At 53.8% G+C, this 13,002-nt stretch carries 14 protein-coding genes; 6 read left to right on the plus strand and 8 right to left on the minus strand.

Going from position 1 to position 13,002, the window contains the following annotated elements; translation table 11 throughout:
- Position 1: 1 nt before the first annotated feature.
- Positions 2-445 carry a response regulator gene (locus ACPLPM_RS12790; RefSeq protein WP_424357161.1) on the minus strand — a complete coding sequence of 148 codons (444 nt, stop codon included), beginning with the start codon at positions 443-445 and terminating at the stop codon, positions 2-4.
- On the minus strand, positions 435-1,634 hold the full coding sequence (locus tag ACPLPM_RS12795; RefSeq protein ID WP_424357162.1) for an ATP-binding protein: 1,200 nt from the start codon (positions 1,632-1,634) through the stop codon (positions 435-437). The genes ACPLPM_RS12790 and ACPLPM_RS12795 overlap by 11 nt, the downstream gene beginning before the upstream one ends.
- 275 nt (positions 1,635-1,909) lie before the next feature.
- Here ACPLPM_RS12795 and ACPLPM_RS12800 point away from each other — a divergent pair, with 275 nt between their 5' ends.
- The 3 genes from ACPLPM_RS12800 (at position 1,910) to ACPLPM_RS12810 (ending at position 5,253) form a co-directional block, all read left to right on the plus strand.
- The gene (locus tag ACPLPM_RS12800; RefSeq protein WP_424357163.1) at positions 1,910-2,239 is read left to right on the plus strand and encodes a hypothetical protein; all 330 of its coding nucleotides are present in this window, start codon (positions 1,910-1,912) and stop codon (positions 2,237-2,239) included.
- Positions 2,240-2,443: 204 nt separating this feature from the next.
- Positions 2,444-2,890 (plus strand): hypothetical protein, encoded by a 447-nt coding sequence (locus ACPLPM_RS12805; RefSeq protein ID WP_424357164.1) that lies wholly within the window; start codon positions 2,444-2,446, stop codon positions 2,888-2,890.
- Between the two features lie 197 nt (positions 2,891-3,087).
- Positions 3,088-5,253, plus strand: coding sequence for a histidine kinase dimerization/phosphoacceptor domain -containing protein (locus ACPLPM_RS12810; protein WP_424357165.1), 2,166 nt, complete (start codon positions 3,088-3,090; stop codon positions 5,251-5,253).
- A 25-nt stretch (positions 5,254-5,278) separates the two neighbouring features.
- Here the strand turns inward: ACPLPM_RS12810 and ACPLPM_RS12815 are convergent, their stop codons facing one another.
- Positions 5,279-5,509 (minus strand): hypothetical protein, encoded by a 231-nt coding sequence (locus tag ACPLPM_RS12815; RefSeq protein WP_424357166.1) that lies wholly within the window; start codon positions 5,507-5,509, stop codon positions 5,279-5,281.
- A 62-nt stretch (positions 5,510-5,571) separates the two neighbouring features.
- Positions 5,572-6,138 carry a hypothetical protein gene (locus ACPLPM_RS12820; protein WP_424357167.1) on the minus strand — a complete coding sequence of 189 codons (567 nt, stop codon included), beginning with the start codon at positions 6,136-6,138 and terminating at the stop codon, positions 5,572-5,574.
- A 53-nt stretch (positions 6,139-6,191) separates the two neighbouring features.
- Between ACPLPM_RS12820 and ACPLPM_RS12825 the strand changes: the two genes are divergently transcribed.
- The gene (locus tag ACPLPM_RS12825) at positions 6,192-6,680 is read left to right on the plus strand and encodes a CBS domain-containing protein (protein WP_424357168.1); all 489 of its coding nucleotides are present in this window, start codon (positions 6,192-6,194) and stop codon (positions 6,678-6,680) included.
- A gap of 601 nt (positions 6,681-7,281) precedes the next feature.
- Here the strand turns inward: ACPLPM_RS12825 and ACPLPM_RS12830 are convergent.
- Together ACPLPM_RS12830 and ACPLPM_RS12835 are read right to left on the minus strand one after the other, a co-directional pair.
- On the minus strand, positions 7,282-8,181 hold the full coding sequence (locus ACPLPM_RS12830; RefSeq protein WP_424357169.1) for a class I SAM-dependent methyltransferase: 900 nt from the start codon (positions 8,179-8,181) through the stop codon (positions 7,282-7,284).
- A 701-nt stretch (positions 8,182-8,882) separates the two neighbouring features.
- Positions 8,883-9,605: a DNA alkylation repair protein gene (locus ACPLPM_RS12835; protein ID WP_424357170.1), complete on the minus strand. Its 723-nt coding sequence runs from the start codon at positions 9,603-9,605 to the stop codon at positions 8,883-8,885.
- Positions 9,606-9,763: 158 nt separating this feature from the next.
- Here ACPLPM_RS12835 and ACPLPM_RS12840 point away from each other — a divergent pair, with 158 nt between their 5' ends.
- Positions 9,764-10,870, plus strand: a complete 1,107-nt coding sequence (locus tag ACPLPM_RS12840; protein WP_424357171.1) for an alcohol dehydrogenase catalytic domain-containing protein — start codon at positions 9,764-9,766, stop codon at positions 10,868-10,870.
- 73 nt (positions 10,871-10,943) lie between these two features.
- Positions 10,944-11,522 (plus strand): thioredoxin fold domain-containing protein, encoded by a 579-nt coding sequence (locus tag ACPLPM_RS12845; RefSeq protein WP_424357172.1) that lies wholly within the window; start codon positions 10,944-10,946, stop codon positions 11,520-11,522.
- Positions 11,523-11,530: 8 nt separating this feature from the next.
- Here the strand turns inward: ACPLPM_RS12845 and ACPLPM_RS12850 are convergent, their stop codons facing one another.
- Both ACPLPM_RS12850 and ACPLPM_RS12855 read right to left on the minus strand, forming a co-directional pair.
- Entirely contained in the window at positions 11,531-12,379 is an 849-nt protein-coding gene (locus ACPLPM_RS12850) for a PD-(D/E)XK nuclease family protein (protein ID WP_424357173.1), read from the minus strand.
- 313 nt (positions 12,380-12,692) lie between these two features.
- Positions 12,693-12,947, minus strand: a complete 255-nt coding sequence (locus tag ACPLPM_RS12855; RefSeq protein WP_424357174.1) for a hypothetical protein — start codon at positions 12,945-12,947, stop codon at positions 12,693-12,695.
- Positions 12,948-13,002: the final 55 nt, after the last annotated feature.

Here is a 13,002-nt window from a genome sequence, read left to right on the forward strand (position 1 = left end):
CTCATTCCTTCGGGGGTGGAATGTTCACCTTTATCCAGTACGATACGGTGCTGAGAATCCGGTCGATGTACTCTTCATGGCGAACCGGCTTAACTACAAAGCTGTTAGAGCCCAGATCGTAGCACCTTTTGATATCGTCCTCATTATCGGATGACGTGAGCATGATGATGGGGACGTGCCTGGTAGGCTCGGTCGCCTTGAGCACCTTCAGCACTTCAAACCCGTCCTTGACAGGCATGTTGATGTCGAGGAACACTACGTCAGGTATGACTGCATCGACGTGCCTGCCGGTCCTGGTGACGAACTCGATGGCTTCCTGCCCATCGTTGACAGCATACACAGTGTAGTCCACGCTGTCGATGCGCTGCCGCAGCATCTTCTTAAACAGAAACCGGTGATCCTCGTTGTCGTCCGCCAGCAGGATACAAACATTTTTACTCATCATGGTAAATTCCCCCAGTCATTTTTCCGGCAGCGCCCGGCTGCTGCTTGGGTACGGTGAAGTAGAAAGTACTCCCCTTGCCAGGCTCACTCTCGAGCCATACTCTGCCCCCGTTGGTGGTGACGATCTTTTTGACAATGACCAGACCTATGCCCGTACCATCGACTTTCCTGCTCCGTTCGTCCGGAACGCGCAAGAACATATTGAAGAGCTTGTCGTGGTACTCAGGGGCTATGCCGATACCGTTGTCCCGGATGTAGAATGCCCATTCGTCCCCTTCGTCCCGGGAGCCGACCTCGATTACAGGGTGTTCAGGTGTGCCGATATACTTGATCGCGTTGTCTACGAAATTCAACAGGATTTCGGACAGGCGCTTCTTCGAGTATACCACAACAGGCATATGTTCGGCAACCACAAACTCGATCCCCTTAGCCGCAGGCTTGCCTTTCAGGGTCTCGATGCAGTCGCGGGCCAGGGTAGAGGTGTTTATCTCGTCGACCTGATCGGTAATTTTGCCCGCACGTGAAAGCTCCAGCAGATCGTGGATTAGCGCTTCCATGGTGTCGATGTTTTTGTACATCCGCTTCAGGTAAAAATTACCGTCTTCCCCGAGCTGCTTCCCGAAGTCGTCCTCCATGGCGGTGACGTAGCCCTGCAGCGAGATCAGCGGAGCTTTGAGGTCGTGGCTGACCATGTAGAGGAAGCTCTCCATCTCGACGTTCTTCGACTCCAGCAGCTGGTTTCGCTTCTCGATCCCTTTCCGCAGCCGGACCTTTTCTGTCACGTTATCGACGAAAAGCACGACACCTTCAGGGCTTTCTCCGTCCTTTTTAATCGGCACGATCTTCAGGCTCACGTAGATTGTGCCTGATCTGCCCGAGACGTGCTCGAAGCTCTGATCGGAGTAATCCTTGCCGGTATCCAGGACAGCTTGAATGCATTTGCCCAGGTTTTCCCCGGCAAAAACTGGGAGGACTTCCAGTATACTCCTGCCCAGGACATCCGTCTCTTTCAGCCCGTAGACCTTCTCGCTAAACCGGCTCCAGCGGGTGACCTTCATGTCCCGGTCGAGAGCTATCAATACCATTCGCATACTGTCGACTATTGCATTATCGATAGTTACAGCTCCAAGATACTGTTCCTGCCCGCCACTAGAAGGTAAAGTATGCAGTGCTTCATTATACCCGCTCATATCGTCCACCTGGTAATCATAAACTGGGATATCAACAGCCGCATATCATGCGGCCTCAATTAAAATCAGCACGATGATAATTAAGCGTAATCTATGCAATTATTAATTACATTCCTGCGATAACAGACATTTTTAAGAAAACAGGACTATTTTTGGGCCCGATAACTACAGGTTAATCCGCAGCTTAAAAAAGTGATATATAGCTACAAGTCTTTTTGTAATATGCCGGCATGGCGGACAGATGATCGCCCGCGCCGCCGGCAGAAGGATTACCGATGTCGCAAAAAATGATATACCTGGCAGGCGTTTTCCTGATCATGGTAGCCGTGCTCGCTGCCGCCGGCTGCACTTCCGCGGCCGAAAGCGAAGATGCGAAGAGCATGATCAATAAAACGCTCACAGGGCATAACCTCACGTACTACAATATTGCGGGCCAGCCCATGAATCATACGATCGCCTCTGAAGATATTGTAACAATCGATCCTACCACCTACAAGAACGCCAGCGCCTGGAAGGTGCGCGTAGGAACGTCGCTGGCCTGGGACCTGACGATGAGTTCGGACGGCACAGAGATTCTCTCCGTAGACCAGCTGTTCAGAACATAAGTGGGATTATGCGTGTGCCGGGCACCGGAAGAAAGCCCGGACATTTTTAGTATTCCTTAGAAGCTCTACGCCGGCGTATCGACCTACAAGTTATCCCGATCATGCGTTTAATTTTAGCGGCCTGTCGCTAAATCCTGTAGATTAAGCGGGTAAGGTTTTTATTATTAATATATATAACTAAGTTTAATAGTGTGGGGGGAAGTTATGTTTAAGGTTAAGCTTTTAGTGATGTTTCTAGCACTGGCTATGATCTCCGTTCTGCCTGCCGGGGCATGGATGGGGCCCGACTATATTGCCGGGTCCCTGCCGCTGGCGGCAATCACTCCGTATGGCACCGTCGGATCAGGCATCTACGAGACTGACTGCTGGACCACAAGCGGCGGAGCGTCAACGGTCTCCGACTCGTTCGCCAGCAACGTGATCAGCCCGTTCGGCGGCGGAGCATTCTTCGACCCGTGCTTCAGCCCGTGCGGGTTTGGCGCAGGACCGTCATGCGGTGGCCTGGCACAGTCAGGGCTGGGCGGTAACCAGGGAGCCCAGCAGTCTGAAACCGCTACGAGGACAAGCACGACAGCCTTCGGTATCGGTCCGCTGCCCGGCCTGGTCTTCGGCATTCCAGTGGCAGGGCCTGCCGGTTTAACGTACTGCTAAAAACATCGATCCGGTTGCCGGGCATGACATCCCGGCAGTTGCTTTTTTAAAAATATTTCTAAAAGTGGCTTTATGTGATTATATATTGATAATTACCGAAAAATATTAAATTACACAATAGTTAACGCAAATTTTTTAACCATTGAATGAATAGTTTATTAAAATGGTTAGTAGCCATTCGGATGGGGTAGTGGGTTGTGAAAGTCAAAATAGATTTTAAGAGCATATCTATCAGGCTACTATTGTTAGTTTTAGTCATCACGACAGTTCCGATTGTCTTTTTAACCTATAACAACGACAAAGTCCTCACTACTGACAAGGATGACCAGCTGAAGGATAAAATCCACGACGTTTCTGCGCTGGTCGAGCAGGTATACAAATCCAAGATGGCCAACGATCAGATGGAAGCCATCAAGCTTAGCCAGGACCCCCGCATGCTTCCGGCCATCCAGGAAAAGAACAATACGCGAGTGAAAAATATTGTCGACGAGTATTCCCGAAAAGGCCAGACTAACTATATTATTACAGTTGTTGACGAGCAGGGTATCGTCATCGCCAGGTCGGCCAATAACCAGTCGGGCGACAGGACAACGAACCGTTTGATCTACGACGCGCTGGAAGGAAGAGACACGTCGATCACAGATGTGCTGGATAGCCAGGTGATCGAGTCGAACAACCTGTCCGCCCAGGTCAACGCCACGCAGATGAAGGACGGCCTCGCGATCATCAACACGGAGCCGATCAAGAATGCCGAAGGAGACATCGTCGGCGCCGTCAGCATCTCAGAGGTGCTGAACAACAACAACGAAATCGTGGACTACATCACCGAGGAAACGGATGCTTACTGCTCTATCTTCCAGAACGATACCAGGATTGCCACGACGCTGATGGACAGTAACAACAACAAGATCATCGGCACCAGAGTGCTCCCGGAAATCTCATATCAGGTCCTGTACGAGGGAAAGACCGTCGAGGGCATCTACAACATCAACAACCTGACTTTATACACTCACTACGAGCCGCTACGGAACGCAGATAACGTAACTGTGGGCATGCTCTTCGTAGGCTACAACGTAGAGCCCGGGCTGCAAAGGTTGTACCACATGCAGGAACAGGCGATTATCACGGCCCTGGCAGCCTCCATCATTTTCATATCCATCGGCTACATCATGGTCCGGACCATCACCCGGCCAATAAAACGTATAGTGACAATCGCCAACAGCATCGCTGCCGGCAACCTCGAGACCCCGGTGGAAACAGGCGCCAGCGGTGGCGAGATCGGAGAGCTCTCGGTCGCCATCAAGCAGATGGTCAGCTATATGGTGACCAACATCAAAGAGCGCATTAACTATAACGAGTCAATTCTGAAGGGCATATCCGACCCGATGCTGGTCGTAGACAACGAAGACAGGATCACTTTCTTCAACGAGCCCGCCTCCGCCCTGACCGGCTTCACCCAGCAGGAGGCCATCGGGCAGAGCCTGTTCAGCGTGCTCTACACCGAGCACGGCGATAGCTACCTCAAAGAGATCATCCAGAAGAAAGACGTAGTCCGGGGCTTCGAGCTGACCATGAGGCAGAGAGCCGGTAACAGGGCCATTGTCCGAGGCAGCAGCTCCCCGATCAAGGACGCCAATGGAGACAACATAGGCACGATTGTGCTGCTCCACGACATCACGAAAGAGCGTGAATCGGACGAAAAGATCAAGGCCTCCCTGAGGGAAAAAGAAGTCCTCCTGAAGGAGATCCACCACCGGGTAAAGAATAACCTGCAGATCATCTCCAGCCTGCTCAACCTCCAGTCCGGCTATATCAAGGATAAGCAGTCGCTGGGCATGTTCAAGGAGAGCCAGAACCGGGTCCGGTCCATGGCGCTGATCCACGAAAAGCTGTACCAGTCCAAGGATATTGCCAGGATTGACTTCGCGGAGTACATCAAGAACCTGACCGGCAACCTCATCCGCTCCTATGGCACTGGCGGTCCCGTAAGGCTGAAGATCGACGCAGACGCAGTATCACTGGGCATCGATACGGCGATCCCCTGCGGCCTGATCATCAACGAGCTGGTCACCAACGCATTGAAGTACGCGTTCCCGGACAACCGCATCGGCGAAATCCGCATCGAGCTCGCCGAGATCGAGGGCGAGAACGGCGAGAACAGCCACTACCGGCTGGTTATAGCCGATAATGGAGTCGGCCTGCCCGAGGGCGTAGAGATCCGCAAAACCAGCAGCCTCGGCCTGCAGATCGTGACGACGCTCACCGATCAGATCAGGGGCCACATAGAGGTCAAGAGGGAAAACGGCACTGCGTTCATCATTACTTTCCAGGATGCGAAAAGCAAAGGAAAGCAGGGGCAATAATTAAAATAAAAGTTTTTAACTTAAGTTACTGGATGACTGTGAACCGGTAAAACATATCGTACTCGGAGAGAGTCTCCTTGATCCAGCGGACATCTGTGGGAGGTGTGGTCTTGCTCACTTTCACCACGACTTCCGGGAGTTCTTCCCCTTTATCGCTGCCCTCCTTCAGGTTGAAGGACTCGACCAGCGAGGACAGGCGAAGGCTGTCGTTAGGATTTCCGAGCAGGTTGTAGATCTCTTCGGCGAAATCGCTCATGGTATCACCAATACACTTCATCTCATATAAAATGTGCTGCCGAAAATAGGCAGCGCAAGGCTTCAAGACGACTGGAGGAGCCCGTAGTACTTCTTTTTCACTTTATAATCGCCCTTCTGCTGCTCCACGGGCTTGTAGTAGTAGGGCCTGATCATATAGCCGTCTTCCGGCGCAGGGAGGGCGATTAACAGCCTGCCCGTAGCCCGTCCAGAGCCGTCACCGATAACCTTCGAAGGGTAGTCGAAGACTGTGTTAGGCTCTAAGTCCTGCAAAGGCGCAGTGGCATTCTTCCGGTACTCGATACCGAACCACGAGTCGTCCGTCTGCACAGGCTTATCCGAGTCCACGTAAACTGTGATCGCGTAGATTACCTCCCCCGGGTTTGGGGTGATACCCTCGTACTGCTTTGGATAAGTCATCAGCCGATAGGTAAAGTCAATGTGCGCTTCGTCGCTCCCCGGCACAGGAGTCGGAGAAGCCACCTGGGCAGACGGTGCCGCAGGCAGCGTCGGCTGCTGGGTCGGAGCAGGAGAAGGGCTTGCGGCAGGCTGAGTGCAGCCGGCGGCAAGCACGATGAGCGTTAACGATACCATGAGCACCATGGCTCTGATCACATGGCCATTCATCATATCACCTCTCTGATCAATGTAGGTCAGAATATAAATGTGCTGGTCCCGCAAAAATGTGCATCACCCTCATCATCCCCCGGGAACATATGAGGGTTGAGGAGCACGCAGGCACCATGCAAGTGAAGGATGTCATGACCAGAAGCATCATAGCTGTCAGCTCTGAGGATTCTGTCGCTGCGGCGGCGAAGGTGATGAAGGCCAGGAACGTCGGCACAGTCATGGTGATCGACGGCAGCGACGTCAAAGGCATGATCACCGACAGAGCCATCGTGACCAGAGTAGTCGGAGAAGATAAAGACCCCAGAACAGTGCCCATCCGCACCATCATGACCCGGGACATCATCACCTGCAGCGAAAACACAGACATCATCGACGCCGCCCGAACCCTCGGCGAAAACAAGATCAGGCGCATGCCCGTCGTCAACGATAAACACGAGCTCGTGGGCATCGTCTCAGTTTCCGACATAGCCCTCAAGATCAGGCCATGCGTCGACTCGATCTTCGAAGAGATCACCAAGGCTGCCCGATCATTCAAACTATAGATAGAAGAAACTTTTAGACCTTCACCATACGACGAAAGAGTGTCGAGTAACCATGGCTGCGCGGCGACACCAAGACAATAGCGAACCACGACCGGTCGGATGGTTAATTGAAACCACGGCGGCACGGCGACACCAAGACAATGGCGAACCACTACAACTGAGCGGTTATTTAAACCACGGCGGCACAGCGACACCAAGACAATGGCGAACTATGAAATTGGAGGGCTCTTTTTATTATCCACGGCGACACCAAGACAGAGCATTAACCAAAAATGCTGGTCGGGCAGATCGCTTAGCCTGATTTTGATCGCATAGCCAGAAGTTTCTACACCCTCGATGAAACCCGCCAGACCTCTGGGACTCGGATACATAAACACAGTTGTCTCCGTGCCATCAGCCCGCCGTGCCGCCGTGGATCTTAAAGAGAGCTTTACCACCCAGGTACGGACTGTCTCTGTGTCGCCGTGCCGCCGTGGTAAAAATATTAATCTGGTTAACACTTCACAAATTGTCTCCGTGCCGCCGTGGTTAGAACAGCTGCTCTCCAGTTGTCATGATAAGGAGCCGTACCGCCGTGGTGAGAAATGTACAAGACAGCAAGTTATTTAGGAGAATTATTCCGGGCGAAGACGATGACGCTCATGCCGATTCTGTTTACAGGCCAGAGGCCGTAAAGCCGGTCTTCGAAGAAGGCGAGGAACTTGAAGACGGCTGTGGTGAGCTTGCCCGGGTGGTCCTGGAGCATCAGGGGGCTGGGCAGGATGTTGGTTATGGCGTGGATACCGTAGACCTTTTCTACCTTACAGCCGCGGGCGCCTAATTCTTTGTATAGCTCTTTGCAGGTGAAGGTGCGCAGGTTCAGCTCCCGCACTTTGCCTTCTCCGAAGGACAGCGGGAAGACATAGGGATAGCCTTCGGACAGCGGCCTCTTGAAGTACCCGATCACGTGGCCGAGCTTTTCGTGGTATTGCAGCGGGTCGCCAACCAGGCAGCTTAAGAGGCACCAGAACATGTCCGGGCGCCACTTGTTGTCCGATTCCAGAAATATATAGCCGCCCGGCTTCAGCACCCGGGCAACCTCGTCGAAGAAGCAGCCATAGTCAGGGATATGGTTCAGCGTGCTGCCCGCGCATGACACTGCGTCGAAAACCCCGTCCGCAAACGGCAGCCGGCAGGCATCGGAGACCATGCAGATGTTTTCCCCGATCTTTTTATTGGCGACGCGCACCAGCCCGGCGCTGATGTCGACGCCGACTACATCAATGCCCTTTTCCCTGAACAGCATCGTCTGCTGGCCGGTACCGCAGCCCACATCCAGAACGATTGCACCCTTCGGCAGAGAGGGTATGAAACGATCGGCCACGAGCTCCCGGATTCGCCCGAACAGGTACGGGAAAAACAGGCCCTCGTACGTGTCGTAGATATCGGATGCATCATCGTAGACATCCGCGTTGTACTTCTTCAGCGTATCAGGGTTAGGAGTAATCGTATTTCCGGGCAAGAGTATCCCTGCGAATGATGTATTAGATATCTATAGAGTAAATAAGCCTTCTGGACCCAATAATAGCTACAATACTGAAATATCATCCCAGCGGCGCTGCGACATTGAGACATGGTGATCTGCAATAACTGGAGGGTTATAGTAACCACGGCGGCACGGCTCCATATTCTGACTACTGGATATCAAATGATTGAACCACGGCGGCACGGCTCCATATTCTGACTACTGGATATCAAATGATTGAACCACGGCGGCACGGCTCCATATTCTGACTACTGGATATCAAATGATTGAACCACGGCGGCACAGCGACACGGAGACAACTGTGACGCCGAACAGGGTACCCCTTTTTAGTTCACGGCGACACGGAGACAGCCCATTAACCAAAATAGGTTCACTGGCCAGACGTTTCAGTATATCCTTATGATCACAAAGCCGGTAAACTACTTTCTATAGTGATTCCTGGTATCACCAGTATTGTAATAATAAGCGGATTGTCTCCGTGCCGTCAGCTCGCCGTGCCGCCGTAGATCAAAAAAGAGGGCCTTGTTATTCGGGTACGGTTGTCTCTGTGCCGCCGTGCCGCCGTGGTTCAAATAACCATCCAGCCATCGTTTCCCACACTGTCCCCGTGCCGCCGTGCCGCCGTGGTTAGAACAGTTGCCCTATAGTAGTCAGGATAAAGAGCCGTGCCGTAGTGGTTAACATTTTGCCTTCTTAGCCTTCGCCGCAAGTCTCGCCTGCACTTTCTCGCTCCTCAGCTCCCTCAGCGCATCGCTGGCGATCCACCGGGCGCTCTTGGTATTGATGGCCCTGATCTCTTCGGTGACCTCGATGGCCCGGGCGTTCAGCGCCAGGTTTCGCTTCCCGATGTTGCGGAGCGCCCAGTTGACGGCCTTTCGGACGAAGTTACGGTCATCGGTGGCGTACTTCTTCATTACAGGGAAGAACTGCTCGAACTGGTCATCGCCGGCCTTTTTGTCGTGTACCGCCAATGCGGCCATCATGACGAACCCGGACCTGCGGACGAACTCCCGCTCGTCGTCGGCCCACTGGAAGGCCTTGTCGTAGGCGAAGGGAGTCTGGTCGAACAGGTTGGAGCAGCACTGGTCGCAGACGTCCCAGGAGTCGAACTCGGCGACCCAGGCATCCATCTGCTCAGAGGTGACCTGCTTAGGATCGTCGACAATGCCGGCGAGGATCCTCGCTTCGTGGTAGCCGGTATCCCACAGCGCCAGCGACAGTTCGTGGCTGGTGCCGATCTCCTTTGCCATGTCCCGGAGGACGTACAGGGATATGCCGAAGGCCCTGTCAGTCCTGATGCCGAACCGGGCCATACCATCCCGGTCTTTCGGGCTATCCAGGGCTTTGAAGCGGTCGATGATCGTAGATATGTCCGGAGTAGCTTTGGAACCAGTACTCATAGCCTACTGGATGGGAGGGCTGAACTATAAAAGTGTGCCTGATTGCGTGAAAGTATTGCCCGGTGAATCATTCTGTCAGCTTCAAATTCTTGAAGGTGAACCTGCTATAGGTGAGTTTGTTGAGAGCGGTGGTTTTTCGCGGGCCAGGGGACATCAGGGTGGAAGATGTGAACCGGCCGGAGATAAAAGACAGGAGCGATGTTGTAGTCAAAGTGGAGCAGGCTTCGATCTGTGGCACTGACCTGCACCCCTATCATGGCAAGATGCCGCTGGAGAAGGGCCGCATTCTTGGGCACGAGTTTATTGGAACAGTAGCCGAAGCGGGACCGGACGTCAGGAACGTCAAAACCGGGGACAGAGTGCTGGTAGCGTCGTCCATTGCCGACGGTATCTGCAGCTACTGTAAACGCGGGGAGTTCTCCCTGTGCGACGCCACGTACCCGTACAGTGAGGACCCTGACCGGATGACCATGTTCTTCGGCAGCTCGGGCCAGGCAGGCGGCGTCGACGGAGGCCAGGCAGAGTATGTCAGGGTGCCTTTTGCGGACGTAGGCTGTGTCAGGATCCCGGACGGCGTGACCAACGAACAGGCCATTGCTATCACAGATGTGTTCCCAACTGCGTACTATGGCCTGGACATGGCAGGCTTAAAGGGCGGGGAAACGGTCGCAATCTTCGGATTAGGCCCCGTAGGCCAGATGGGAGTCCTGTCGGCGAAGCTGATGGGCGCTAAAGAGATTATCGCCATAGACAAGGTGCCTGCAAGGCTCAACATGGCTTCCTGGCAGGGGGCGAGTACCATTGACTTTAGCAAGCACGACCCAGTCGACGCCATCCGGAGCGTAACTGGAGGGCAGGGCGTGGATGTGGCGCTGGAAGCGGTCGGCTTCGAGGCAAGCTGCGGTACTGGATATAAGGCGCCTTTGCTCAAGAAGATGAAGGGCGAATGTCCTGAGCAGACCCTTGACTGGCTCATGGCCAGTACCAGAAAGGGTGGGCGAATTTCAGCTGTGGGCCTCTTCGCATCCCAGCCCGTCAACCGCGTGATGTTCGGGGAGGCGTTCAAGAAAAACCTGAGCATTTTCACGGGAAGCTGCCCCCACATGAAGTATATCCCCCGGCTGCTCGAGCTGGTCCGCAGCGGCCAGGCTGATCCGGCCTTTGTCATCACCCACAGGGCCAGCCTCGACCGGGCCCCGGAGATGTATAAAATATTCAGCGATAAGGCGGACGGCTGTGTCAAAGTAATGCTGGCTTGCGCGTGATTATCCCGGGATTTCGTTATATAACAGTTTAATATAAAAAAATATCAGAAATAATTCAGGACGGGTGATTGAAATGATGGAAATGACGCTAAAATGGCTGGATAACATCGACGAAGCTAAAGATATCTCCCGGAAGACCGGCAAACCCATACTACTCTTCTTCCACTCGGAGCACTGCAGCGGCTGCAAAGCCATGATCGATAAGACGCTGCCCGACAAGAACGTAGTGCTCCACGCGGGCCACCGGTTTGTGCCGGCCATGTTCGAGATCGGCGAGCAGAAGAACAAAGATCTGATCGCGAGGCACGCCATCGAGTGGACTCCCACATTCCTTGTGATGGACAACAATAACATGGTCGGATACAGGATGATCGGCTACATGCCACCCGAAGAGTTCAGAGCGCAGCTATCTTATGGCGAAGGCCAGCTGGCGTTCCAGAAAGGCGATTATGGCAAGGCATCCGAGTGCTTCGACGACGCGTACAAGAAGCACCCGAAAAGCGACATCGCCTCGGAAGCCATGTATTATGCAGGAGTATGCAAGTACAAGCAAAGCAAGGATGTGAACGATCTCAAGAATACCTACAACAGCCTCAAGCAGAGCTACCCGGACAGCATCTGGACCCGCAAGGCGTCCGTGTGGTCTGGATAAACCCCGGCTCAGATGTTACAGTGCACGCCGCGGTATTCGCAGTAGTTGCACTTCCACCGCTCCCGGCCCTTTACGGTTATGGCCTCGCGCTCCCCGTTCCAGAATTTGAGGGCATGGTGGAGCCGCTTCTCGATGATGGCAGGATCGTGCAGGACGACTTTATCGCCGATGTGGTGCCCGGAGTCCCGGTGCAGGTAGCGGACGATCAGGTAGTCAGAAAGAGCTGGCAGCTCCCTGAAGGCTGCGAAGACCTGCCCCGATAGTTCGACCGGAGTGAGCCCCTCGTAGAGGCCCTGAGCTTCCAGCTGCTCTTTCATCCCGGGGGAGATTTCGCCCAGGCCGGTCAGCCCGCGGTCGACGATAAACTGGTCGAGACCATATTTCCCGTGGCGGAGGTCGTCCAGCAGTTTCCTGTAGAGCATGACCTGTATCTCGGCCGTGGCAAAAGTCGGGGGAGGCGGTAGCGAAGGTTTAGTGCGGGTCTTGTGATCGAGAATCGTCAGCTCGCCGTCAGTCAGGGAGAGCTCGTCGATGATCCCCGAGAGCGGAAACTCCCCGGCCCTGCCGAAGACTCTCAGCTCCCTGGTCTTGCCTTCGGAGACGAGCTGCTCCAGCCCGGTCCGGAGGTTTAGCATTATCAGGTAGACTTCATCTTCGATAGTGCTCGTCTCCGCTGAGACTTCTTTCACGAGTTCCAGCATCAGTTCCCGGTGCAGCTCGGTACCAGCGGCCATCTCTTCGGTCTCCTCCCGGGGGTGCTCCAGTGAGAGAGCTACCTGCCGTTCGCACCAGAACTGCTGCGAGACGTGAGTAACGTTAAGGCGGCTTATGCCGAATTTATCGAGGGCGCCGGACATGAGATACTGAATGGGCCGTGGTTAAAAATACTTGTTGTACCGGTATCTTTCGGCAATGACCAAGCAGATAAATGCTATTGGTATGCCGGTATAAGATACCAGATAGAACGCTGCGCTGTGCTCTAACACGAAGGACACGATGGACACGGAGGGCACAAAGGACTTCTAAGGACACGAAGGGATCGTGTCAAAGGGCAGATCGCCTTCGTGACCTTGATTAGCCTTTGTGTCCTCCGTGCCCTCTGTGCCCTTTGTGTTAAAGCGCAGCGCAGCGTACATGAAAACTTCTAAAAAAAGTGAATACGATAGGCGATTAGACCGAGACCGGTCTCCGGCCCAGTATCTCGTCGATAATGCCGCCGTAGTTGCTGTTGTCGAACCTGGACATGAGTTCCCGGTAGATGTCGCCGAGATCTTCCATGACGGGCTTGGGCTGCATACCAGACTTCCTCATGCTGTGGCGCCTGTACAGGTATACCAGCGCGAGGACGACCAGCAGTACCAGCAAACCTGCGAACAGCCGCCTGCCAAACCTGTGCCTGTGATGAGTGAATATATGGTGACTCATAGGAACACCGTGCAATAGATTGTATATCTTGCTTAAGGGCTTTTCGTGATACGGG

Source organism: Methanocella sp. MCL-LM (genome assembly GCF_049676595.1).
Taxonomy (GTDB): Archaea; Halobacteriota; Methanocellia; order Methanocellales; family Methanocellaceae; genus Methanocella_A.

Excerpts from the sequence above, each read along its gene's own strand:
- ACPLPM_RS12790 (WP_424357161.1), bottom strand. The coding sequence starts at position 445 with ATGATGAGTAAAAATGTTTGTATCCTGCTGGCGGACGACAACGAGGAT.
- ACPLPM_RS12795 (WP_424357162.1), bottom strand. The coding sequence starts at position 1,634 with ATGAGCGGGTATAATGAAGCACTGCATACTTTACCTTCTAGTGGCGGG.
- ACPLPM_RS12800 (WP_424357163.1), top strand. The coding sequence starts at position 1,910 with ATGTCGCAAAAAATGATATACCTGGCAGGCGTTTTCCTGATCATGGTA.
- ACPLPM_RS12805 (WP_424357164.1), top strand. The coding sequence starts at position 2,444 with ATGTTTAAGGTTAAGCTTTTAGTGATGTTTCTAGCACTGGCTATGATC.
- ACPLPM_RS12815 (WP_424357166.1), bottom strand. The coding sequence starts at position 5,509 with ATGAGCGATTTCGCCGAAGAGATCTACAACCTGCTCGGAAATCCTAAC.
- ACPLPM_RS12820 (WP_424357167.1), bottom strand. The coding sequence starts at position 6,138 with ATGATGAATGGCCATGTGATCAGAGCCATGGTGCTCATGGTATCGTTA.
- ACPLPM_RS12825 (WP_424357168.1), top strand. The coding sequence starts at position 6,192 with ATGTGCATCACCCTCATCATCCCCCGGGAACATATGAGGGTTGAGGAG.
- ACPLPM_RS12835 (WP_424357170.1), bottom strand. The coding sequence starts at position 9,605 with ATGAGTACTGGTTCCAAAGCTACTCCGGACATATCTACGATCATCGAC.
- ACPLPM_RS12845 (WP_424357172.1), top strand. The coding sequence starts at position 10,944 with ATGATGGAAATGACGCTAAAATGGCTGGATAACATCGACGAAGCTAAA.
- ACPLPM_RS12850 (WP_424357173.1), bottom strand. The coding sequence starts at position 12,379 with ATGTCCGGCGCCCTCGATAAATTCGGCATAAGCCGCCTTAACGTTACT.
- ACPLPM_RS12855 (WP_424357174.1), bottom strand. The coding sequence starts at position 12,947 with ATGAGTCACCATATATTCACTCATCACAGGCACAGGTTTGGCAGGCGG.